Origin of the sequence: Marinobacter sp. EhC06 (genome assembly GCF_001650915.1) — a bacterium.
GTDB lineage: Bacteria > Pseudomonadota > Gammaproteobacteria > Pseudomonadales > Oleiphilaceae > Marinobacter.
The window spans coordinates 99,892-121,406 of the sequence record NZ_LXYO01000004.1; the positions used below are offsets into that span (position 1 = coordinate 99,892).

The 21,515-nt window shown below is 57.9% G+C and carries 21 protein-coding genes and 1 pseudogene; 13 read left to right on the forward strand and 9 right to left on the reverse strand.

Annotated features, from left to right (window positions below; all coding sequences use genetic code 11):
* Positions 1-76: 76 nt before the first annotated feature.
* Positions 77-529 (forward strand): Lrp/AsnC ligand binding domain-containing protein, encoded by a 453-nt coding sequence (locus tag A8B84_RS04400; protein WP_064228188.1) that lies wholly within the window; start codon positions 77-79, stop codon positions 527-529.
* Between the two features lie 27 nt (positions 530-556).
* Here A8B84_RS04400 and paaY read toward each other — a convergent pair whose 3' ends face one another.
* Entirely contained in the window at positions 557-1,156 is a 600-nt protein-coding gene (paaY, locus tag A8B84_RS04405; RefSeq protein ID WP_064228187.1) for a phenylacetic acid degradation protein PaaY, read from the reverse strand.
* A gap of 385 nt (positions 1,157-1,541) precedes the next feature.
* Here paaY and paaG point away from each other — a divergent pair, with 385 nt between their 5' ends.
* The 11 genes from paaG to paaZ all read left to right on the forward strand — a co-directional run bounded on the left by paaG (position 1,542) and on the right by paaZ (position 13,090).
* Entirely contained in the window at positions 1,542-2,333 is a 792-nt protein-coding gene (gene paaG, locus A8B84_RS04410; RefSeq protein ID WP_008173811.1) for a 2-(1,2-epoxy-1,2-dihydrophenyl)acetyl-CoA isomerase PaaG, read from the forward strand.
* A gap of 3 nt (positions 2,334-2,336) precedes the next feature.
* Positions 2,337-3,857, forward strand: coding sequence for a 3-hydroxyacyl-CoA dehydrogenase PaaH (paaH, locus tag A8B84_RS04415; protein ID WP_064228186.1), 1,521 nt, complete (start codon positions 2,337-2,339; stop codon positions 3,855-3,857).
* The gene (gene paaI, locus A8B84_RS04420; RefSeq protein ID WP_014577964.1) at positions 3,854-4,300 is read left to right on the forward strand and encodes a hydroxyphenylacetyl-CoA thioesterase PaaI; all 447 of its coding nucleotides are present in this window, start codon (positions 3,854-3,856) and stop codon (positions 4,298-4,300) included. Before paaH ends, paaI begins: the two co-directional genes overlap by 4 nt.
* On the forward strand, positions 4,297-5,544 hold the full coding sequence (pcaF, locus tag A8B84_RS04425; RefSeq protein ID WP_064228185.1) for a 3-oxoadipyl-CoA thiolase: 1,248 nt from the start codon (positions 4,297-4,299) through the stop codon (positions 5,542-5,544). The genes paaI and pcaF overlap by 4 nt, the downstream gene beginning before the upstream one ends.
* 59 nt (positions 5,545-5,603) lie before the next feature.
* Positions 5,604-6,914, forward strand: coding sequence for a phenylacetate--CoA ligase PaaK (paaK, locus tag A8B84_RS04430; RefSeq protein WP_064228184.1), 1,311 nt, complete (start codon positions 5,604-5,606; stop codon positions 6,912-6,914).
* 328 nt (positions 6,915-7,242) lie between these two features.
* Positions 7,243-8,235 (forward strand): 1,2-phenylacetyl-CoA epoxidase subunit PaaA, encoded by a 993-nt coding sequence (gene paaA / locus A8B84_RS04435; protein ID WP_064228183.1) that lies wholly within the window; start codon positions 7,243-7,245, stop codon positions 8,233-8,235.
* Between the two features lie 17 nt (positions 8,236-8,252).
* Entirely contained in the window at positions 8,253-8,534 is a 282-nt protein-coding gene (paaB, locus tag A8B84_RS04440; RefSeq protein WP_014577967.1) for a 1,2-phenylacetyl-CoA epoxidase subunit PaaB, read from the forward strand.
* 12 nt (positions 8,535-8,546) lie between these two features.
* Positions 8,547-9,311 carry a 1,2-phenylacetyl-CoA epoxidase subunit PaaC gene (gene paaC, locus A8B84_RS04445; protein WP_064228182.1) on the forward strand — a complete coding sequence of 255 codons (765 nt, stop codon included), beginning with the start codon at positions 8,547-8,549 and terminating at the stop codon, positions 9,309-9,311.
* Entirely contained in the window at positions 9,295-9,864 is a 570-nt protein-coding gene (gene paaD, locus A8B84_RS04450; RefSeq protein WP_064228181.1) for a 1,2-phenylacetyl-CoA epoxidase subunit PaaD, read from the forward strand. Before paaC ends, paaD begins: the two co-directional genes overlap by 17 nt.
* 13 nt (positions 9,865-9,877) lie before the next feature.
* The gene (gene paaE / locus A8B84_RS04455; protein ID WP_064228180.1) at positions 9,878-10,957 is read left to right on the forward strand and encodes a 1,2-phenylacetyl-CoA epoxidase subunit PaaE; all 1,080 of its coding nucleotides are present in this window, start codon (positions 9,878-9,880) and stop codon (positions 10,955-10,957) included.
* An 87-nt stretch (positions 10,958-11,044) separates the two neighbouring features.
* On the forward strand, positions 11,045-13,090 hold the full coding sequence (gene paaZ / locus A8B84_RS04460; RefSeq protein WP_064228179.1) for a phenylacetic acid degradation bifunctional protein PaaZ: 2,046 nt from the start codon (positions 11,045-11,047) through the stop codon (positions 13,088-13,090).
* A gap of 121 nt (positions 13,091-13,211) precedes the next feature.
* On the opposite strand, the gene A8B84_RS21775 is transcribed toward paaZ, so the two are convergent.
* The 6 genes and pseudogenes from A8B84_RS21775 to A8B84_RS04485 all read right to left on the reverse strand — a co-directional run bounded on the left by A8B84_RS21775 (position 13,212) and on the right by A8B84_RS04485 (position 18,471).
* On the reverse strand, positions 13,212-13,916 hold the full coding sequence (locus A8B84_RS21775) for an ABC transporter ATP-binding protein (RefSeq protein ID WP_064228284.1): 705 nt from the start codon (positions 13,914-13,916) through the stop codon (positions 13,212-13,214).
* Positions 13,917-14,126: 210 nt separating this feature from the next.
* Positions 14,127-14,576 (reverse strand): annotated as a pseudogene (locus A8B84_RS21780) (hemerythrin domain-containing protein); the annotation flags it as partial.
* Positions 14,577-14,593: 17 nt separating this feature from the next.
* Positions 14,594-15,352, reverse strand: a complete 759-nt coding sequence (locus tag A8B84_RS04470) for an ABC transporter ATP-binding protein (protein WP_064228178.1) — start codon at positions 15,350-15,352, stop codon at positions 14,594-14,596.
* On the reverse strand, positions 15,349-16,356 hold the full coding sequence (locus tag A8B84_RS04475) for a branched-chain amino acid ABC transporter permease (RefSeq protein WP_064228177.1): 1,008 nt from the start codon (positions 16,354-16,356) through the stop codon (positions 15,349-15,351). The genes A8B84_RS04470 and A8B84_RS04475 overlap by 4 nt, the downstream gene beginning before the upstream one ends.
* On the reverse strand, positions 16,356-17,231 hold the full coding sequence (locus A8B84_RS04480) for a branched-chain amino acid ABC transporter permease (RefSeq protein WP_064228176.1): 876 nt from the start codon (positions 17,229-17,231) through the stop codon (positions 16,356-16,358). The genes A8B84_RS04475 and A8B84_RS04480 overlap by 1 nt, the downstream gene beginning before the upstream one ends.
* 82 nt (positions 17,232-17,313) lie before the next feature.
* On the reverse strand, positions 17,314-18,471 hold the full coding sequence (locus A8B84_RS04485; RefSeq protein WP_064228175.1) for an ABC transporter substrate-binding protein: 1,158 nt from the start codon (positions 18,469-18,471) through the stop codon (positions 17,314-17,316).
* Between the two features lie 305 nt (positions 18,472-18,776).
* Here A8B84_RS04485 and paaX point away from each other — a divergent pair, with 305 nt between their 5' ends.
* Positions 18,777-19,745: a phenylacetic acid degradation operon negative regulatory protein PaaX gene (gene paaX, locus A8B84_RS04490; RefSeq protein WP_064228283.1), complete on the forward strand. Its 969-nt coding sequence runs from the start codon at positions 18,777-18,779 to the stop codon at positions 19,743-19,745.
* An 8-nt stretch (positions 19,746-19,753) separates the two neighbouring features.
* On the opposite strand, the gene A8B84_RS04495 is transcribed toward paaX, so the two are convergent.
* Positions 19,754-20,263: an acyl-CoA thioesterase gene (locus A8B84_RS04495; protein WP_064228174.1), complete on the reverse strand. Its 510-nt coding sequence runs from the start codon at positions 20,261-20,263 to the stop codon at positions 19,754-19,756.
* A 43-nt stretch (positions 20,264-20,306) separates the two neighbouring features.
* The gene (locus A8B84_RS04500) at positions 20,307-21,491 is read right to left on the reverse strand and encodes a YbfB/YjiJ family MFS transporter (protein WP_082905074.1); all 1,185 of its coding nucleotides are present in this window, start codon (positions 21,489-21,491) and stop codon (positions 20,307-20,309) included.
* Positions 21,492-21,515 lie beyond the last annotated feature (24 nt).

Below are 21,515 nucleotides of genomic sequence, written 5' to 3' on the forward strand. Positions count from 1 at the left end.
TATAGTTTCGGATTAGAGGAGTTTCGATTATATTTGGCACATCATTTAGCCGTTAATTTAACCCGGAACAGACAACATGGCCGATTTGGATCGAATAGACCAATCCATTATCCGCGAGCTGCAGAAGAACTCCCGGATTACGGTAACCGAGCTTGCGTCCCGGGTGGGCCTCTCCAAAACCCCCTGCCAGGTTCGGATGCGTCGCCTTGAAGAACAGGGGTTCATTACCGGCTACACGGCCCTGGTGAACCAGACGAAGCTGGGCCTCAGCCATATTGCCTTTGCCCAGGTCACTTTGAATGACACTAGCAGCGGCGCTCTCTCCGCCTTCAACAAGGCCGTCCAGAATGTCTCGGCGGTGGAGCAATGCCACATGATTGCCGGAAATTTCGATTATCTGCTCAAAGTCAGAACCCGCAACATGCAAGAATATCGGCAGGTTCTGGGGGAAGAGATTTCGGCCCTGCCCCATGTATTGCAGACGAGTACCTTTGTGGTGATGGAGAACGTCAAGGACGCCGGATTGTAGGCCCCTCGCACCACCCGGCGTCGGCTGTCACTCGGACTGCTCGTACTTGGGCTTGTAGCCACTTGCATCGACACGGGCCCGATCAGGCTCTGCTTCTTCCAGTGGCTGAACTTCCTGCAAGCTGGCGAGGGACCGAAGCGTCAACCGCTGGTATTCTTCAGTCCCCTTCTTCTTCCATGCAATTTCCTTATCGCTGAGCATCCGCATTACCTTGGCCGGTGAGCCAACGATCAGTGAGCCTGGCTCACAGGTGAACTTCGCTTTTACGAAGGCGCAGGCGCCAACGATGGAACGAGGGGCAATATGGGCCTCGTCCATCACCACCGCGTTCATTCCTACCATGGCATCCTCGCCGACGATGCAGCCGTGGAGAATCGCCCCGTGCCCGATATGGCCATTCTTCTCGACAACCGTATCCATTCCCGGGAAGGCGTGCATCACGCAGGTGTCCTGGACATTGGAACCCTGCTTGAGAACGATCCGTCCGAAATCCGCACGTAACGAAGCCGCCGGCCCAACATAGCAATCCGGCCCAATCCAGACATCGCCAATCAGAACGGCAGTGGGATGCACATAGGCGGACGGGTGAACGACGGGAACAACGCCTTCTATACTGTAGCTGGGCATAGCGATCTCCTGGTTGGCCAGGTCCGGCAGTGATCAGCCATACACCGGACTGAAACGTGGGACCCGAAAAGCTATTGTGATTCATTTTCTGTATCACATTATCCTTTTCCGGGAGTTTTTTCATACCCTGGCAGCTGTTTCCAGTCCGTAATCCACCATCCTTTGCCTGCCTCACCCAAAGCCTGTAAAAATTTTTATCTATTTTTCAGAGACATAGAATTCGAACTCTAGCACGATCGACTAAAGTGATACAAAACCAGGCCAGCACAATCCTTGACGAGTATCAATTCTAAGATATACTCATTTTCCACGATCGATAGCACCGTGCCGATCAAGGACACCTTTCACGCTATCCCCCTACAACAAACAACAGGACAACAACGCCATGACTCAGCCGAGCATTCTTCTTGAAATCGATCAGGGCGTGGCTCTGCTTACCCTGAACCGTCCGGACAACCTGAACAGTTTCAATGTCGAAATGCACGAACGCATGCGCGATGCCATCAGCACCGTGCGCAAGGATGAGTCTGTCCGTGTACTGGTCATTACCGGCTCAGGTCGGGGCTTCTGCGCGGGGCAAGACCTTTCCGACCGCAGCGTCTCGCCGGATCAGGAAATGCCGGACCTGGGCGCTTCCCTGGAGAACTACTACAACCCGCTGATGCGTAGCCTGCGTGATCTGCCCATGCCGGTACTGTGTGCCGTGAATGGCGTGGCGGCCGGCGCAGGCGCCAATATCGCCCTGGCCTGCGACATTACTCTTGCAGCCCGTTCTGCGAATTTCGTTCAGGCCTTCTGCAAGCTGGGCCTGGTGCCTGATTCCGGTGGCACCTGGACACTGCCCCGCGTTGCCGGCATGGCGCGAGCCAAGGGTATGGCGCTTCTCGGCGACAAAATCAGCGCCGAGCAAGCCGAAAACTGGGGCATGATCTGGCGCTGCGTTGATAACGAGCAACTCATGGAAGAGACCATGAAACTTGCCCGCCATTTCGCGACCCAACCCACCAAGGGCCTTGCGCTTATAAAGCGGGCGCTGCACGCCAGCGCCAGCAACACCTTTGAAGAGCAGATCAATCTGGAGCGCGATCTTCAGCGCATGGCCGGGCAGACCGAGGACTACCGCGAAGGCGTTGCCGCCTTCATGGAAAAACGTACGCCGAACTTCAAGGGGAAATAAGCCATGCCGGCACTGGACACCCAAACCAAAGTTGCCGTCGTCGGCGCCGGAGCCATGGGCTCTGGCATTGCCCAGGTGGCCGCACAGGCTGGCCACCAGGTTTACCTGCACGACCAGAGAGAGGGCGCGGCGGAAGCCGGCCGTGACGGTATCGCCAAACAGCTTCAGCGTCGTGTCGACAAAGGCAAGATGCAGCAGCAGGAGCTGGACGATGTTATTGGCCGGATTCACCCGGTTGCAAAGCTTGATGACGTCGCAGACGCCGGGCTGGTGATCGAGGCCATCATCGAAGACCTCCAGATCAAACGTCAGCTGCTGGCGAGCCTTGAAGACCTGTGTACCGCCGATGCGATCCTCGCCACCAACACCTCCTCCATATCTGTTACCGCCCTCGGTGCTGAAATGAACAAACCCGAGCGCTTGGTAGGCATGCACTTCTTCAACCCGGCGCCCCTGATGGCGCTGGTCGAAGTGGTCATGGGTCTGGCGACCAGCAAAACCGTTGCCGATACCGTTCACGCCACGGCCACCGCCTGGGGTAAGAAACCGGTCTACGCGACATCGACTCCCGGCTTTATCGTCAACCGCGTGGCCCGTCCGTTTTACGCGGAAAGCCTCCGTCTGCTGCAGGAACAGGCCACCGACGCCGCTACACTGGATGCCATTATCCGCGAAGCCGGCCAGTTCCGCATGGGCGCATTCGAGCTGACCGACCTGATCGGACACGACGTCAATTACGCGGTGACCAACTCGGTCTTCAATTCCTATTATCAGGACCCCCGCTTTCTGCCGTCACTGATCCAGAAAGAACTGGTGGAAGCCGGCCGCCTGGGACGCAAGAGCGGCCAGGGATTCTATCCCTATGACGAGAGTGCGGAAAAGCCGCAGCCAAAGACCGAGCCGGCACATCAATCCGATGAGTCCGTGGTCATTGCCGAGGGCAATCCCGGTGCGGCTGCTCCGCTGCTGGAACGTCTCAAGGCTGCCGGCCTGACGGTTGTCGAGCGCGACGGTCCGGGGCAGATCCGTTTTGGCGATGCGGTACTGGCACTCACCGACGGCCGAATGGCTACGGAACGCGCTGCCAGCGATGGTGTTTCCAATCTGGTGCTGTTTGATCTGGCCTTCGACTACAGCAAAGCCTCCAGGCTTGCCCTGGCGCCAGCCGACCAGGCTTCCGAAGCAGCAGTTTCCTGCGCCTGTGCTTTACTGCAGAAAGCGGGTATTGCCGTCAGCCTGATCGCTGACCGCCCCGGCCTGGTCATCATGCGCACCGTTGCCATGCTGGCCAACGAAGCCGCCGATGCCGCCCTGCACGGTGTGGCGACAATCGCGGATATCGATCTAGCAATGAAAGCGGGCCTGAACTATCCCGACGGCCCCCTGAGCTGGAGCGACCGCCTTGGCGCGGGCCACGTGTTCAAGGTGCTCACCAACATCCAGACCAGCTACGCAGAAGACCGCTATCGCCCTGCCCTGCTGCTCCGGAAGAACGCATTTGCACAGAAGGGGTTTTATTCATGAGCGAGATGGATCCGCAAGTACTCGCCGAAGAATGCGCCAAGGCCATGTTCGCGCGGGACCGCGCCAGCCAGAAACTGGGCATGAACATCGAGTCCGTTGCCCCGGGCAAGGCAGTGCTCACCATGACGGTCACCGGCGACATGATACAGGGCCACGGCTCCTGCCACGGCGGTTACCTGTTCACCCTGGCCGATTCGGCATTTGCGTTTGCCTGTAACAGCTATGACCGGGCCACCGTGGCCTCCGGTTGCAGCATTGATTACATGTACGGCGCCAAGGAGGGCGACCTGCTGACCGCCACCGCCGAAGAACAGGCCCGCGGCGGCCGCACGGGCGTTTACGACATCACACTAACCAATCAGGACGGCCGCAAGGTTGCCCTGTTCCGGGGCCGCTCCTATGAGGTTCGTGGCACCGTACGTAATTCGGAGGAAACTGCATGAGCACCGACAATACCCTTAAAGACGCCTACATCGTCGATGCCATCCGCACCCCCATCGGTCGTTACGGCGGTGCCCTTTCCGCCGTGCGGGCAGATGACCTGGGCGCCATTCCCATCAAGGCGCTTACCGAACGCCATCCGGATCTGGACTGGTCGAAAATTGACGACGTTCTCTATGGCTGCGCCAACCAGGCTGGTGAAGACAATCGCGACGTTGCCCGCATGTCCCTGCTGCTGGCAGGCCTGCCAGTGGACGTACCGGGCAGCACCATCAACCGTCTGTGCGGTTCCGGTATGGATGCGGTCGGCAGCGCCGCCCGGGCCATCCGTACCGGCGAAACCCAGCTGATGATTGCCGGCGGCGTCGAATCCATGTCCCGCGCTCCCTTCGTTATGGGCAAGGCCGACTCTGCATTCAGTCGCAAGGCGGAGATTTTTGACACCACCATCGGCTGGCGCTTTGTAAACCCGGTACTTAAAAAGCAATACGGCATTGACTCCATGCCCGAGACGGCGGAAAACGTTGCGGCCGACTTCGGCATTTCCCGGGAAGACCAGGACGCGTTCGCCCTGCGCAGCCAGCAGCGCACCGCGGCTGCCCAGAAAGAAGGCCGGCTGGCCGCTGAAATCACGCCGGTAACCATTCCCCGCCGCAAGCAGGACCCACTGGTGGTGGACACCGACGAGCATCCCCGGGAGACCAGCCTGGAAAAGCTGGCCTCGCTGCCGACCCCTTTCCGCGAAAACGGCACGGTGACTGCGGGCAATGCCTCCGGCGTGAACGACGGCGCCTGCGCACTGCTGCTGGCCGGAGCCGACGCCCTCAAACAGTACAACCTCAAGCCCCGCGCCCGGATTGTTGCCATGTCAACCGCCGGCGTGGAGCCACGGATCATGGGCTTTGGCCCGGCACCGGCCACCCGAAAGGTTCTGGCCACGGCTGGTCTGGAACTGGCAGATATGGATGTGATTGAGCTGAATGAAGCCTTCGCAGCCCAGGCCCTGGCGGTAACCCGGGATCTCGGCCTGCCGGATGATGCCGAGCACGTAAACCCGAACGGTGGCGCCATTGCCCTTGGCCACCCCCTGGGCATGAGCGGCGCCCGGCTGGTAACCACTGCCCTGAACGAACTGGAGCGTCGCCACGCCGCCGGCCAGAAAGCCCGGTATGCCCTCTGCACCATGTGCATCGGCGTTGGCCAGGGCATCGCCCTGATCATTGAACGGACGGATGCGGTGGCCTGAAGCCACCCGTCAACAAGAACAAAGACCCTTATTCGACAAGAACAACGCAGGACAGAACCATGACCTTACCACTGCAAAAACTTGGCAAACTTGACCGCATGGAAACCGCCAGCATTGATGAGCTGCGCCACGAACAGCTGCAGCGTCTGCGCTGGAGCGTTGTCCATGCCTACACCAACGTGCCTTTTTACCGCAAAGCGTTTGATGACCTGGGCCTGAAACCCATGGACATCAACTCGCTGGAAGACCTGGCCAAGGTGCCATTCACCACCAAGGCGGATCTGCGGGACAACTACCCATTCGGCATGTTTGCCACACCCATGTCCGATGTGGTGCGGGTACACGCCTCCAGTGGTACAACCGGCAAGCCAACCGTGGTCGGCTACACCCAGAGTGATATCAACACCTGGGCCGACATTGTGGCGAGGTCCATCCGGGCCGGTGGCGGCTCCCGTGGCGACAAGGTCCATGTAGCTTACGGCTACGGCCTTTTCACCGGCGGTCTGGGCGCCCACTACGGCGCCGAACGCCTTGGCTGCACGGTCATCCCGATGTCTGGCGGCCAGACCGAGAAGCAGGTCCAGCTGATCAAGGATTTCGAACCGGACATCATCATGGTAACGCCGTCCTACATGCTGAACATCGCCGACGAAATGGAGCGTCAGGGCATTGATCCCCATAAACTGCCCCTGCGGCTCGGCATTTTCGGCGCAGAGCCATGGACCAACGCCATGCGATCAGAGATCGAGGAGCGCCTGGGCATCGAGGCTCTCGATATCTACGGCCTGTCGGAAGTTATGGGTCCGGGCGTGGGCATGGAATGCATTGAAACCAAAGATGGCCCGACCATCTGGGAAGATCACTTCTATCCGGAAATCATCAATCCGGAAACCGGCGAAGTACTGCCTGACGGTGAATACGGTGAGCTGGTCTTCACATCATTGACCAAGGTGGCCCTGCCGATTCTGCGCTACCGCACCCGAGATCTCACCCGCCTGCTCCCGGGCACAGCGCGTCCGATGCGCCGGATTGACAAAATTACCGGCCGCAGCGACGACATGCTGATCATCCGCGGTGTAAACGTGTTCCCCAGCCAGATCGAGGAACAGGTTCTGAAGTGCGAGTCCCTGGCGCCTCACTACGAGATCGAGGTTTACAAGGATGGCAACCTGGACTGCGTGGACATCCGTGCCGAGCTGAAACCGGGCGTAACCGACACCCCCGAAAGTCGTGCCGCGGCAGCCAAGGAACTGGCGCACCACATCAAATCCTACATCGGGATCAGCACCCGTGTCGAGGTGGTGGAAACCAATCGTCTGGCTCGCTCAGAGGGCAAGGCCAAGCGCGTTTTTGATCGCCGTAACAAGTAAACCCGACCGACCAGCGGAGAGTCAGCCGGCAGCGTATGCCACTGACTCTCGCGCCTTTATCTGTTTTCCTTACCTCAGAATTGCCGATTTAATTTGACTCTCCTTTTGCTGATCTCAATAGCATTTTCTCACGTATCACTTTTTTTATTATGCAAATCAGCAATATAAGAGCCTAAAATGAAGCTTTAAGATATAACATGACACACAAAGACAGTTCTTGATATTTATTCAGTATCATATAATATGGAGTCATTGGCCTTCAGTCCTTACTGAGGGATCTCTGTTCACGGACAACAGAACAACAAGCCCGATCCGGAGGTAATTGTTTATGTACGCCCAGCTCGTTGAAACCGGCGCCAAGCGCCTGAAGACCAAAGAGGAAATGTCGCCCGAAGAGCGCGAGTTTCAGGAAAAGGTCGACGCCGAAACCAAGATCGAACCCAAAAACTGGATGCCGGAAGGCTACCGGAAGACCCTGATCCGCCAGATTTCCCAGCACGCTCACTCTGAAGTGGTTGGCATGCTGCCGGAAGGCAACTGGGTAACCCGTGCACCGACGCTCAAGCGCAAACTCCAGTTGATGGCGAAGATTCAGGACGAAGCGGGTCATGGCCTGTATCTGTACAGCGCCATGGAAACCCTGGGTGCTGACCGTGATGAAGAGATCGAGAAGCTGCACCAGGGCAAGGCCAAGTACTCCAGCATCTTTAACTACCCGACCCTGAACTGGGCGGACATGGGTGCCGTTGGCTGGCTGGTGGATGGCGCTGCCATCGTGAACCAGGTGGTTCTTCAGCGTACCTCTTACGGCCCGTACTCCCGCGCCATGATCCGTATCTGTAAGGAAGAGAGCTTCCACCAGCGCCAGGGTTACAAGATCCTGCTGGACATGATGCGCGAAGGCACCGAGGAGCAAAAAGCCATGGTGCAGGACGCGATCAACCGTCTGTGGTGGCCCGCCCTGATGATGTTCGGACCGCACGACGACGAGTCCCCGAACTCTCAGCAGTCCATGGCCTGGAAGATCAAGCGCAAGAGCAATGACGAACTGCGTCAGATGTTCATCGACCAGACCGTACCCCAGCTTGAATTCCTGGGTTGCACCGCGCCGGATCCGGACCTGAAGTGGAATGAAGAAACCGGCCACTACGATTTCGGTGAGATCAACTGGCAGGAATTCTACGACGTTCTCAAGGGCAACGGTCCCTGCAACCGCGAGCGCATCAAAACTCGCAAAAACGCAATTGACGAAGGCGCCTGGGTCCGTGAAGCGGCCGTCGCCTACGCCGAAAAACAAAAACAGCGCGCACAAGCCGCCTGATACCGGAGGAACACAACATGTCTGAATGGCGCCTTTACGAAGTCTTTGTACGGTCCAAGCACGGCCTGAACCACAAACACGTGGGCAGCGTGCATGCCGCTGACGCCGAGATGGCCATGGAAAACGCCCGTGACCTTTATACCCGCCGCAACGAAGGCGTAAGTATCTGGGTGGTTCCCTCCGACGCTATCACGGCCTCCGCATCCGATGAGAAGGAAGTACTCTTCGATCCGTCGGAAGACAAGGTTTACCGGCACGCTTCCTTCTACAAGCTGCCCGATGAAGTCGGACACATGTAAGGAGCGGTACCAATGACACAAGCAGAAGCATTAAAGGAATACCTGCTGCGCCTGGCGGATTCCGACATGATCCTGGGTCAGCGCCTGTGCGAACTGTGCGGCAAGGCTCCGGCACTTGAGGAAGAGATGGCACTGATGAACGTTGCCCTCGACCTCGTCGGCCAGGCCCGCAACTGGTACGAGTACGCAGCTGAGCTGATCAATGATGGCCGTGATGCCGACAAACTGGCATTTCGCCGCGATGCGCATGAGTATCGCAACCTGCTGATGACCGAGCAGCCCAACGAGGACTACGCGGTCACCATGGGTCGTCAGTTCTTCTTCGACGTGTACCACTACTTCACGCTCAAGAGCCTGACCGAATCCAGCGACGAGCGTATTGCAGGCATTGCCGCCAAGGCTCTGAAAGAGGCGACCTATCACTTGCGTCGTTCCTCGGAGTGGGTGAAGCGTCTGGGCGATGGCACCGAAGAAAGCCACCGCCGCATGCAGGAGGCTGTCGATATCCTGTGGCGCTTTACCGGTGAGCTGATCACTCCAGACGACACCGATCGTGTGATGGCTGAGGCGGGCATTGGCCCGGATCCTGACCAGCTGGCCAAAGACTGGCGCGGCATGGTCAACGAGGTGCTCACCCAGGCAACCCTGACGCCGGGCGCGGAAGACGCCTGGATGTACATGGGTGGCAAGCACGGCGAGCATACCGAACACCTTGGTTTCATTCTGGCAGAAATGCAGTTCCTGCAGAGGGCCTATCCCGATGCCACAACATGGTGATTCAGACAGCCGGTCAGCTGTCGACATTCTGATTGCCAGTGACCGGGTGCCGGCCAATGCCCGCCCCGATCTGCTGACAGAGGACGACATCTGGGCACTGCTTGAAGAGGTCAAAGACCCTGAAGTGCCGGCAGTCAGTGTCGTGGAGCTCGGTATTGTCCGGGCGGCTCACTGGGATGGCAAAGAGCTGTCCGTTGATGTGACCCCGACCTACTCCGGTTGCCCAGCCACCGAATTGATTGAGGAACTGATTGCCGAGGCCCTGCGGGCCGCAGGCTTCCGGGATCCGAAAATCAAACAGGTGCTGACCCCTGCCTGGACCACCGACTGGATCACAGACGAAGGCAAAGAGAAGCTTCGGGCATTCGGCATCGCGCCGCCTGAGGGCAGTTCGAGCAAGATGAGCCTGCTCGGGGAGCCGGAAGTCATTGCCTGCCCCCACTGCGGCAGCAAGGACACCGAACGGGTCAGCGAGTTCGGATCCACCGCCTGTAAAGCCCTTTACCGTTGCAAGGAATGCCTCGAGCCCTTCGACTATTTCAAATGCATCTAGAGCCGATACGATCATGAACAAATTCTACTCACTGACCCTCAAAGAGGTCAGACCTGAAACAAGAAACGCCGTATCACTTGCTTTTGACGTGCCGGAAGATCTGGCAGACAAGTTCCATTACCAGCAGGGCCAGCACCTGATCGTGCGCACCAAGCTGGATGGTGAGGAAGTCCGCCGCTCCTACTCGATCTGCCGCAGCGTCAACGACCAGGAACTGCGTATTGCCGTCAAACAGGTTCCCGGTGGTCGCTTCTCCACGTTCGCCAATGAGCAGCTCAAGCCCGGCCAGACACTCGAAGTCATGCCTCCCCAGGGTCATTTTTCCATCGATCTGGACCCGGAGCGTGAAGGCAATTACCTGGCCGTTGCCGCCGGCAGTGGCATCACACCGATTCTGTCGATCGTGAAAACCACACTGGAGACCGAGCCTAAGAGTGAGGTCACCCTGTTCTACGGCAACAAGGCCACCAGCAGCACCATGTTCCGTGACGAGCTGCAGGACCTGAAGAACGAGTACATGTCACGCCTGAACCTGGTGTACATCTTCACCCGCGAAGAGCAGGACATTGACCTGTATAACGGTCGCATCGATCACGAGAAGTGCGACAAGCTGTTCGACCACTGGATTAATGCCAAGGAACTGACAGCTGCCTTCATCTGTGGCCCACAGTTGATGACCGAAACCGTGCGGGACTCCCTGCTGAACCACGGCATGGAAAAGAGCAAGATCCACTTCGAATTGTTTACCCCGGCTGGCGGTGTTCCCCAGGCCCGGAAAGACCGGGATCCGGCCCACGTCGATCCCCAGTCGATCAGCGAAGTGACCGTGATTGCGGATGGCCGCTCCCTGACTTTCCCGCTGGTGCGCGATACCAAGAGCATCCTCGATGCCGGGAATGAAGAAGGCGCCGATCTGCCCTACTCGTGCAAGGCCGGCGTCTGCTCGACCTGCCGCGCCAAGGTGGTGGAAGGCGAAGTGGAGATGGACCAGAACTTTGCTCTGGAAGACTACGAGGTGGAAGCCGGTTACGTGCTTTCCTGCCAGTGCTATCCGATCAGCGACAAGGTGGTTCTGGACTACGACGAAATGTAGTTTCCGCCCCCAAAACAAGACAAGAGTGAGGCAAGTCCCGCAGCAACGGGGCTTGCCTTCGCGTTTCAGAAACGAATGGAGTTCCCCATGTCAGTCCTGAAAAGTTTCATTGCCGGCCAATGGGTCGGTGAAAAGCCTGCCAAGGCTTTGCCCAGTGCGGTGAATGGCGAGATCGTTGCTCACACCCACGACGACACCCTCGATTTCAAGAACGCTGTTGAGTATGGCCGCAAGGTTGGCGGCAAAAATCTGATGGCGATGGATTTCCAGGAGCGTGCCCTGGCCCTGAAGGCCATGGCCCTGTACCTCCAGGAACACAAGAAAGAACTTTACGCCCTGTCGATGCATACCGGTTCCACCAAAGGCGATAACGGCATCGATATCGATGGTGGCTTCGGCACACTGTTCTCCTACGCGAGCATGGGCCGCCGCGAACTGCCCTCGGGCAACGTGGTTCACGAAGGCCCGGTGACTCCGCTGGGCAAGAACAACCACTTTGCAGGCACCCATATCCTGGTGCCCCGTGGTGGTGTGGCGGTTCACATTGATGCCTACAACTTCCCGGTGTGGGGCATGCTCGAAAAGTTTGCACCCACCTTCCTGGCGGGCATGCCGTCCATCGTGAAGCCGGCCACCTCAACCTGCTACGTGACCGAACTCGCCGTCCGCCTGATGCAGGAATCCGGCGCGCTTCCGGAAGGCAGCCTGCAGTTGATCATCGGCAGCACCGGCGACCTGTTTGACCATCTGGAAGAGCAGGACGTAGTGACCTTTACCGGTTCCGCCGCAACCGCCCGCAAACTCAAGAACCATCCGAACATCATTAACCGTTCGATTCCGTTCAACGCCGAGGCCGATTCACTGAACAGTGCCATTCTGGCGCCGGACGTCACCCCGGAGCACGAAGAATTCGACATCTTCGTGAAGGAAATACGCCGCGAGATGACCGCTAAGGCCGGTCAGAAATGTACCGCCATTCGTCGTATCCTGGTGCCGAAAGATCAGGTGAACGCGGTCTGCGATAAGCTCAAAGAGCAGCTTTCCAAGGTCACCGTGGGCGATCCTGCAGTAGAAGGCGTTCGCATGGGCGCCCTGGCTTCCGTCGACCAGCTGGAAGATGTGAAAGCCAATATCCAGGAACTGCTCAAGACCAGTGAGCTGGTTGTTGGTGGCGAAGGCAACTTCAAGGCCACTGGCGATGGCACAGAAAAAGGCGCTTTCATTGAGCCCCACCTGCTGCTGTGCCGGAACCCGGAAAATGGCTGTGGCGCCCACGACATTGAGGCGTTCGGCCCCGTGGCCACCGTGATTCCCTACGACACCATCGAGGATGCCGTTGAGCTGTGTTCAAAAGGCCGCGGCTCCCTGGTCACTACCCTGACCACCCGGGACCCCGCCATTGCCGGCAGGATCGCGCCACTGCTGGCCGCTTTCCATGGCCGCCTGCACCTGCTGGACGCTGAAGCCGCGAAGGAATCGACCGGTCACGGCTCGCCCCTGCCCATGCTGAAGCATGGCGGCCCCGGGCGCGCCGGCGGCGGTGAGGAACTGGGCGGTATCCGTGCGGTTCACCACTACCTGCAGCGCACCGCCATCCAGGGCTCTCCGAGCATGCTGGCAGCGGTTACCCGCGAGTATGTGCGCGGTGCGAACGTTATCGAAACCGAGGTACATCCGTTCCGTCGCCACTTCGAGGACCTGCAGATCAACGAGTCCCTGCTGACACATCGCCGCACGGTGACCGAAGCAGACATCGTGAACTTTGGCTGCCTCTCAGGCGATCATTTCTACATGCATTTCGATGAGCTTGCTGCGCGCGAATCCCAGTTCGGCAAGCGCATCGCCCATGGTTACTTTGTACTGTCGGCCGCTGCCGGCCTGTTCGTTTCCCCGGGTGAAGGTCCGGTACTGGCGAACTACGGCCTGGACACACTGCGGTTCATTGAACCGGTAGCGCCGGGTGACACCATCCGCGCACGGCTGACGTGCAAGCGCAAGATCGATCAGGGTCGGACATCCCCCGACGGCCACCCCCAGGGTGTGGTTGTATGGGACGTCCAGGTGACCAACCAGAACGACGAGCTGGTTGCGAGCTACGACATCCTGACACTGGTTGCCAAGAGGCCCGAGTAACACCGGGCTTCCCTGCTTTCTCCCTGTCTTGGACCCCAGGGGGAAAGCGTCAGGCAAATAAAAGGGGGACAGGTCGCAAGACCTGTCCCCCTTTTATTGGTGCAAGGAAAGTTCCGGGCGTTTACATGCCCAGGTAAGCCTCACGAACCTTCTCATTGCTGAGCAGTTCACGGCCGGTGCCTTCAATCACCACCTTGCCGGTCTCCAGCACATAGCCGCGATCAGCCAGTGCCAATGCCTGGGAGGCATTCTGCTCTACCAGGAAGATGGTAATGCCCTCTTCCTTCAGTTCCTTGACGATGTTGAAGATCTCTTCGATGATCAACGGCGCCAGACCCATACTGGGCTCGTCCAGAAGCAGCAGCCTCGGCTTGGCCATCAGGGCACGCCCCATGGCCAACATCTGCTGCTGACCGCCGGAGAGCTCACCCGCCAGGTTATGACGCTTCTGACGCAGGATCGGGAACTTGGTGTACATCCGCTCCAGATCGTCCATTACCTCGGGGGTTTTGCCACGGGTATAGGCGCCCAGAAGCAGGTTGTCGTGAACGCTCAGGTCCTTGAACACCTGCCGGCCTTCTGGCACCTGAACAATGCCATCAGCCACCCGCTGATCCGCGCTGATCTTGGACAGATCCTTGCCCTCGAAGGTGATGGCACCACGGTCGGTGGGCTGCAAACCAGAAATAGTCATCAGCAAGGTGGACTTGCCGGCACCATTGGCGCCGACAAGTGACACGATCTCACCACTATTGATGTGGATGTCCACATCATGCAGCACTTCAATCTGGCCGTAAGACGTCACCAGTCCCTTGATGGACAGCATCTCTTCTTTAGCATGAGGTGCAGTCACCCGGTCTGCGTGCTTCAGGCCGAGACCACCGAATTTCTCTGGGGTGTAGCTGACAATCTGGTGCCGCAGTTCCCGGAACTCTTCCCGAACGCGCTCACCGAACAACGGATCATTTTCCACGTCCCGGGCTTCGATGATCTGCTGCCAGTCTTCTTCCGTCAGCAGTTTACGGGCCCGCGGAATGACCACACCCTCTTCCTTGCGAATGTGTTTGCGCAAGGCTTCCGTGAAACGCGCCAGAGCATGACTGAACTCTTCGCGACCTTCTGGCCAGCCTTTTTCGCATTCTGCCAACAACTGGCGCAACTCCACCAGCTTTTCGTGACCGATGACATAACCCTTGGCCAGCTTCTCCAGCAGAGGCGCTGTTTCGGGGGACTTCTCACTGAGCCGTTTGTACAGCTCAATGTCCGTGGGCGTGCTATGGACCCGCTGGGAGAAGTGCTGAATGTAATCAAAAATAGTTGTCAGCAGCCGCTCATCCGGCCGCTGATCGTTGAGATTCATATCACTCAGAAGCTGATCCAGCAGATCCAGAATCCGCCACAGCGCTTGGTGTTCATGAACAATAATCCGTACGGCCTGCTCACTGCGTGACTGGGCAGGCGCCATTTCAGTGTTTTGCTCGCTCATGTGAAATGTCTCCTTGCTCAGCCACCCAAATAGGCGGCGATAACATCCGGGTTCTGGCGAATTTCCTCAGGGGTTCCTTCAGCCAGAACACGGCCGTAGTTAAGCACCAGCAGCCGGTCGGATATGCCCATCACCAGCTTCATGTCGTGCTCAACCAGCATTACCGTGGTGCCCTGATCAGCAATCTTCCGGATCAGCTCTTCCAGGGCAGCAGTTTCAACCGCGTTCAAACCGGCGGCTGGCTCATCCAGAAGAATAACCTTGGGTTCAGCCGCCAGCGCCCGGGCGATTTCCAGACGCTTCAATGCGCCATAGGACATGGCCGAGGCATCCGTATCGAGGTAGTCACCACAGCCCACATATTCCATAAGTTCCGCCGCACGCTTACGGGCAGCAGCTTCGTTGCGACGCAGGGACGGCAAACGGAAAAGGGTGGTAAACAGGCTGCTTTTGAGCTGCAGGTGCCGACCCAGCATCACGTTTTCGATGGCGGTCATGTTCATGCAGATCTGCATCTGCTGGAACGTGCGGCACATGCCCCGCTCTGCCAGCTCATTCGGCTCCAGTTTAGCGGTGCTCTCACCGTTCAGCAGAATCTCGCCTTTGGTCGGTGTGTAGAGCCCGGTGATCAGGTTAAACAGCGTGGTCTTGCCGGCACCGTTGGGGCCAATAACCGAATAGACCTGTCCGGCCTCTACGGAGAAACTGACACCTTCCACAGCATGGACACCACCGAAGGCTTTATCCAGCCCTTTGACTTCAACCAGTGCTGTCATGCCTCACCCCCTGCTTTTTTGCGCATTTTCCTGGAAACAAAAGCAGTCAGCGTTGGCAACAGCCCTTTGGGCATGAAGATCATGGTAAGCATCAGTATCAGACCGAACATAACGTGCTCCAGCTCCTGGAAATCCGCCAGGACCTGGGGCAACAACTTGAGCACCACAGCGCCGATGATCACTCCGAAGGTAGAGCCCATGCCACCCAGAACGACCATGGTGATGAAAAGAATGGAGAATTCGAAGCTTGCCACCGCAGGCGTGATAAAACCCTGGAAGTGGGCATAGAGGCTACCCATCAGGCTGGCATAGATGGCAGAGATGACAAACACCAGGCTTTTGTACTTCGCGGTGTTTACGCCGACCACACTGGCCGCCACTTCCGAACCATGAACCGAACGCAGTGCCCGGCCAATGGGCGATTCGATAAGGTTCAGGGCAAACCAGACAGCCACCAGAAGCACGACGCTGGCGAAGATATACCAGGCCTGGAAGCCTTCAATATCGATGCCAAACAGCGAATAGCTACCAAAAGCGCTCAGTTCCCAGCCAAACACCTCGAATGCCGGAACCGGCATGCCGTCGGGCCCGCCGGTGAGTGCCCGCTCGTTGTTCAGGATGATGGCAATGATGAAGCCTACTGCAAGGGTCGCCATGGACAGATAGTGGCCCTTCAGGCGCAGAATCGGTCGCCCGACAATCCAGGCAATAAAGCCCACAACAATTGCTCCGACCACCAGCGCGGGCACTGAAGGCCAGCCGTAAGTGCCGGTCGCGATGCCGGTAAAGTAGGCTCCAAGACCGAAGAAGCCGGCGTGGCCAAGACTGATCTGGCCAGCAAAACCCACCAGGAGATTAAGGCCAACCACCGTGGCAGCAATGATCGCCATCTGGGTAACCAGCTCATAATGGAACGGGTTGCCGAGAAAAGCGGGCAGAATAATGAGAATGAGGGCAAGGATCATCAGCCCCCGGAGGCGCGACTGCATAAACGTATTCAACATCAGACGCGCTCCACTACCTTGGCACCAAACAATCCGCGGGGCATGAAGAACAGCACCAGCAGGATCATGGAGAATGCCACAGCATCCTTGTAGTCCGATGAGATGTAACCGGCTGCCATGGCTTCAACGATACCCAGCGACAGACCACCTACAACCGCGCCAACACCGCTACCCAGGCCACCAATGGCAGCGGCCACAAAGCCTTTGAGCCCGAGAATGATACCGATGTCGTACGACGTGAACGTGATCGGAGCAACCACAATACCGGCTACAGATCCCAGCAGTGCTGACACCATAAACGCCAGCATGAGCACCATCTGAGTCCGGATACCAACAAGGCGCGCCGCCTCCTTGTTCATGGACGTGGCCAGAATGGCTTTACCAATCAGCGTCTTGGTAAAGAACAGTACCAGCCCCACTACCAGGATCGCACCGATACCCAGAACCCAAAGGCTCTGGCTGTTCAGCACGGCGCCAAAGACCTGAATGGGCTGGTCTGTGCTGAAATTCTGCATCACGTGGTATTCCTTGCCCCAGACTACCTGGGCAATACCGCGAATAAAGATCGACGCGCCGATGGTGATAATGATCAGGGTAACAACATCGGCCTGCTTGGCAGGTGCAATCGCGAACCTCTGCAGGGCGACGCCAAGAATGCCGGCCAGGATCACGGCCAACACGACCGCCAGGATCATGGGCACGCCCATGGCCGTAAGCGAAACCGTAGCCATGCCTCCAATCATCAGGAACTCGCCCTGGGCGAAGTTGATGACGTGACTGGCGTTATAGATGAGGGTAAATCCGAGGGCTATCAGGGCGTAAGTCGCACCGATAGTAATCCCGGTGAACAGGTACTGTAAGAATTCTGCGAGCATAGCGGTGGTTCCGGTCGAACATCGGCTGGCGACTTACCCTGAAAAGGGGTCATCGCCAGCCGCGAGACAGGTTAAAGGGGTATCAGTCGATCAGTTTCCATTCGCCGTTCTGGACTTCCAGAATGCGGAAGGATTCGGGATCAAGGCCGTTGTGATCTTCCGGCGACATGTTGAACACACCGGTGACTCCGACATAGCCCTTGATGTTTTCCAGTGCGTTACGAACGGCTTCCGGATCGGTAGAGCCGGCCTCTTCCATAGCGCGGACTGCCAGCATCAGGCCGTCGTAAGCGTAGGCACCGAAAGTGGACACCTTGGAATCCCAACGAGCTTCGTATTCAGCCTTGTAGTTCTGAACCACTTCTTTCTGCGGATCGTCGTTCGGCAGGGAGTCCGGCACCAGCAGCGGAGAGGCAGGCAGGCGCAGACCTTCGGCAGAAGAGCCCGCCAGCTCGAGGAAGCTGTCAGATGCGACACCGTGGGACTGGTAGAACGGAAGCTCCATACCCAGCTGGGCATAGTTGCGGGTTACGATGGCTGGACCCTGGCCGAAACCGAAGTTCAAGACCGCTTCCACACCATTTGTGTTACGGATATTGGTCAGCTGGGCGGTCATGTCTGTATCAGATCCGCTGTACGTCTCATCGGCGACCACTTCCATGCCCATCTGCTCGGCCACTTCCAGGGTCTGGGTGCGGCCGGAGCTGCCGAACCCGCCAGTGCCGGAGATCAGACCAAACTTGGTGATACCACGGTCTTTCATGTCCGCGAGAATCCGCTCAGCCGCCATGCGGTCGGTCTGGGGCGTCTTGAAGACCCATTTCTTGACAGGATTGGTAATAACCACAGCGCCGGCCAGGGAGATGAACGGAACCTGAGCCTGCTCAACCAGAGGAACGGCCGCCATAGTGGCACCGGTAGTACTGCCGCCAACGATAATATCGACCTGGTCCGAGCGGATCAGGCGACTGGCAAAGTTACGGGCAGAGGAAGCGTTGCCAACGTCGTCATAGTGGATCAGCTCCAGTTGACGACCAAGGACACCGCCTTCTTCATTAATTTTTTCAACGTACATCTCGAGCGTTTTCAGCTCGGGATCGCCGAGAAAGGATGCCGGACCTGTGACAGACAGGAACGAACCGATCTTGATGGGTTCAGCTGCCTGAGCGCTCATCATCATGAGACCGGCGGCTGCAACGGCTGCGCATTTTCCTGCGCGACGAATCACTGTTTTAAACATTGTTTTTGTTCTCCCGAATTGTGCAGGGGCATGAGTATGTTTTTGTTCATCGTCCGTGACTACGACAGTCCCTATTCTTCGCTCCCGGTAAAATTCGATACCATTGACGAATATCAAACGAAGTTATTGCATCATAACTCTCGTGTCAACCGATTTCAGAAGGTCGAGTCACGGCTCTTTCAGTAAAGCCGACACTGCCGCAAGGCGCCAGTATGGCCAACAGAAAGACAAGCCTTTACCTGACACGTAAGAACCGGATAATAAGCGCAACATGTTTCATTGATTCTTATTTGCGAACTCAGGCCATGACTGCAAAAAGCCAGCTAGAACTGCTCGTCAAGAATTTCCAGAAGAAGCGGCCGCTGCGTGCAGGCTCCCTCATCATTACCATTTACGGTGATGCCATCGTTCCCCGTGGCGGCAATGTCTGGCTGGGCAGCCTGATGAAGCTGGTCGAACCCATGGGCATCAGCCAGCGACTGGTTCGCACCTCGGTGTACCGTCTGGTTCAGGAATCCTGGTTGCAGACCGAAAAGGTGGGCCGTTGCAGTTATTACAGCCTCACCGGCCCGGGCCTGCGGCGGTTCGAGCAGGCCTTCCAGCACGTCTACAACCTGGACACTGAGGAATGGAGCGGGAGCTGGTGCCTGGTGTACCTGAACCAGCTGTCCCCGGAGCTGAGGCAAAAAGTCAGGGAGGAACTGAAGTGGCTAAGTTTTGGCAGCATGGCGCCAGGCTTGATGGAGCACCCACGCTTCACCCGTAGCGAGTTGATCCCCATGCTTCAGGAATGGGGTGCGCTGGAAGATACCATTGTGATGCAGACCATGCCCATGGAGCAGAAGAGCCCAAGGGCGCTGAGACTGCAAGTTCGCGAAAGCTGGAACCTGGATGAGCTGGGCGGCCGCTATCGTCGCTTCCTGAGCCAGTTCCGCCCCTTGTGGCGTGAACTGCAGACCGAGGACACACTCAGCCCCGAAGAGTGCCTGATTCTCCGGGTCCTGCTGATCCACGAATACCGGAAAATTCTTCTGCGAGACCCTCTGCTGCCTGATGAGCTGTTACCAGGTGACTGGGAAGGCCGAAGCGCCAAGCAGCTGTGTCGGAACCTGTATCGTCAGATCTACGCGCGGGCTGAGCAGTGGCTGGACGAAACCCTGGAGAACGCCTCTGGCCCCCTTCCAGGTCCCGGCGAGAAGTTTTACAAGCGGTTCGGTGGATTGCGGGATACTGCCATCCAGACAAATTCGACGACAGAACCAGAAGTTCTGTAGGCGCCCGCTCAGTCAGTTGACGACCCGGAAGAGGATGCCAGTTGTTCTCGGGTCTTCAGACGCCCCTCCCGGCGAATTTCGGCATTGTCATACCGGCGCTGCTGCTCGTCCGTTTCCGGTATCACTTCCGGGACATCCACCGGCCGATCATTCTCGTCCAGAGCGACAAAGGTGAAAAAAGCCGAGAGAATGTGCCGCGTGTCGCCGGTGTAACTGTTTTCGGCCTCTACCCTGGCACCGATTTCCATGGACGATCCCCAGCTCCGGTTCAGCGACAGGCTGAATAGCAGCGTATCGTTACCCTTCGCCGGCGCCCTGAAATGGATCGAATCCACAGCAGCTGTCACACAGACATGGGCGGAGTGGCGCTCCGCAACCACCAGAGCCAGCCGGTCGCACTTCGCCATGATCATGCCGCCGAAAACCGTGTTGTGGGAATTCATGTCGTTCGGAAACACCTTGTAAACGTGTTTCTCAATCGCGGATGCGGATACGGGTTTTGAGGGCTTTCCTGGCATGATTTCCTTTCCTCTTCGACTGAATTTCGATCGGGGACTCAACTCATCCGGCAACGGCGGCTTCGCCCTGACGCTGCTGCGCCTTCCTTGCCAGGTGAAGCATCAAAACGCCTAACGCCATCACCACCAGGGTCAGCCAGAGGCCGTTAGTGTAATTACCTTCCACATCCGCGAGGTAGCCGACCACCGCGGGTGCGATCATCTGGGCGATACCGTAGCTGAAGGTCAACCGGCTCATGGGCCGGGAGGGGTTCTCGGGGAAAACCCGCCCCACCATCGCAAGCATCATGCTGACGATACCGATAAAGCTGGCGCCATAAATCACCGAACTGAGCATCACGCTGGCGAAGCTGGTGTTCACGATCAGCATCAGGATGCTGACGGAGTTAAGGGTATAGGCCAGATAGAGCGCCAGCCACTGCCCCCAGCGGCGAGAGAACACATCCCATAACCAGCAGGCAGGGGTTGCAGCCAGGCCTGCAATCAGCCAGACCAGCCAGCCCTGCCCCTGAAGCTCGGGCATGGATTCAGCAATTGCCACCAGGAAAGTGGCCGTCACCACATAGCCCACGCCGGCGCAGAAATACGCCAGCTGCAGGATCCGTATGAACCGGCTTCGCTCATCACCGGCCTTGACCGCACCTGTTTTTGGCAACGCACAGGCCCGATAGTCCGGCATCCAACGCCAGGCGGGCAACAGAAGCCCCAGGGCCACAAGCCCGTAGATCACCCATTGCTGATCCCAGGTGAACGGATCCTTGATCAGCTCCGCCACCACAGCGGTGAGTACAATCCCGAGCCCGATACCGGAAAAGAACACGCCAAGCTCGGACTTCTGGTTATTCTTGATCAACCAGCTCATCAAGAGACCGGCACCCAGCAACATACCCGCTGAGGTGCTCAGACCTGAGATAAAACGCAGAATGGACCACACCCACACATTGGTGGTGTACCCCATGAGAACCGTTGAAACCACCGCAACCACCAGCCCGAGCTGGTAAAGCCTTACCTTGAGACCGAGATCGCTGATGCGGGTAATGAGTACCGCGCCAGTCAGGTAGCCTGCGTAGTTCACGGTTGCCAGCATACCGACAACGGATTTGCTCAGCCCCAGTGCCGCGACCATTTCCGGGATCATCGGCGTGTAGGAAAACCGGGCAATTCCCACCATGACCACAACAGCAATCACGCTGGCGACCAGCACCTTTATTGTTTCTATTGGCTTCACAGGGTTTCCTTACTTCGGAACGGC

Coding starts and splice junctions, on each gene's coding strand:
- paaD (WP_064228181.1), top strand. CDS start 9,295: ATGCCACAACATGGTGATTCAGACAGCCGGTCAGCTGTCGACATTCTG.
- paaK (WP_064228184.1), top strand. CDS start 5,604: ATGACCTTACCACTGCAAAAACTTGGCAAACTTGACCGCATGGAAACC.
- paaZ (WP_064228179.1), top strand. CDS start 11,045: ATGTCAGTCCTGAAAAGTTTCATTGCCGGCCAATGGGTCGGTGAAAAG.
- paaA (WP_064228183.1), top strand. CDS start 7,243: ATGTACGCCCAGCTCGTTGAAACCGGCGCCAAGCGCCTGAAGACCAAA.
- A8B84_RS21775 (WP_064228284.1), bottom strand. CDS start 13,916: ATGCTGTCCATCAAGGGACTGGTGACGTCTTACGGCCAGATTGAAGTG.
- A8B84_RS04495 (WP_064228174.1), bottom strand. CDS start 20,263: ATGCCAGGAAAGCCCTCAAAACCCGTATCCGCATCCGCGATTGAGAAA.
- paaE (WP_064228180.1), top strand. CDS start 9,878: ATGAACAAATTCTACTCACTGACCCTCAAAGAGGTCAGACCTGAAACA.
- paaH (WP_064228186.1), top strand. CDS start 2,337: ATGCCGGCACTGGACACCCAAACCAAAGTTGCCGTCGTCGGCGCCGGA.
- pcaF (WP_064228185.1), top strand. CDS start 4,297: ATGAGCACCGACAATACCCTTAAAGACGCCTACATCGTCGATGCCATC.
- paaI (WP_014577964.1), top strand. CDS start 3,854: ATGAGCGAGATGGATCCGCAAGTACTCGCCGAAGAATGCGCCAAGGCC.
- A8B84_RS04485 (WP_064228175.1), bottom strand. CDS start 18,471: ATGTTTAAAACAGTGATTCGTCGCGCAGGAAAATGCGCAGCCGTTGCA.
- paaY (WP_064228187.1), bottom strand. CDS start 1,156: ATGCCCAGCTACAGTATAGAAGGCGTTGTTCCCGTCGTTCACCCGTCC.
- A8B84_RS04480 (WP_064228176.1), bottom strand. CDS start 17,231: ATGCTCGCAGAATTCTTACAGTACCTGTTCACCGGGATTACTATCGGT.
- A8B84_RS04400 (WP_064228188.1), top strand. CDS start 77: ATGGCCGATTTGGATCGAATAGACCAATCCATTATCCGCGAGCTGCAG.
- paaC (WP_064228182.1), top strand. CDS start 8,547: ATGACACAAGCAGAAGCATTAAAGGAATACCTGCTGCGCCTGGCGGAT.
- paaX (WP_064228283.1), top strand. CDS start 18,777: ATGACTGCAAAAAGCCAGCTAGAACTGCTCGTCAAGAATTTCCAGAAG.
- A8B84_RS04475 (WP_064228177.1), bottom strand. CDS start 16,356: ATGTTGAATACGTTTATGCAGTCGCGCCTCCGGGGGCTGATGATCCTT.
- paaB (WP_014577967.1), top strand. CDS start 8,253: ATGTCTGAATGGCGCCTTTACGAAGTCTTTGTACGGTCCAAGCACGGC.
- A8B84_RS04470 (WP_064228178.1), bottom strand. CDS start 15,352: ATGACAGCACTGGTTGAAGTCAAAGGGCTGGATAAAGCCTTCGGTGGT.
- paaG (WP_008173811.1), top strand. CDS start 1,542: ATGACTCAGCCGAGCATTCTTCTTGAAATCGATCAGGGCGTGGCTCTG.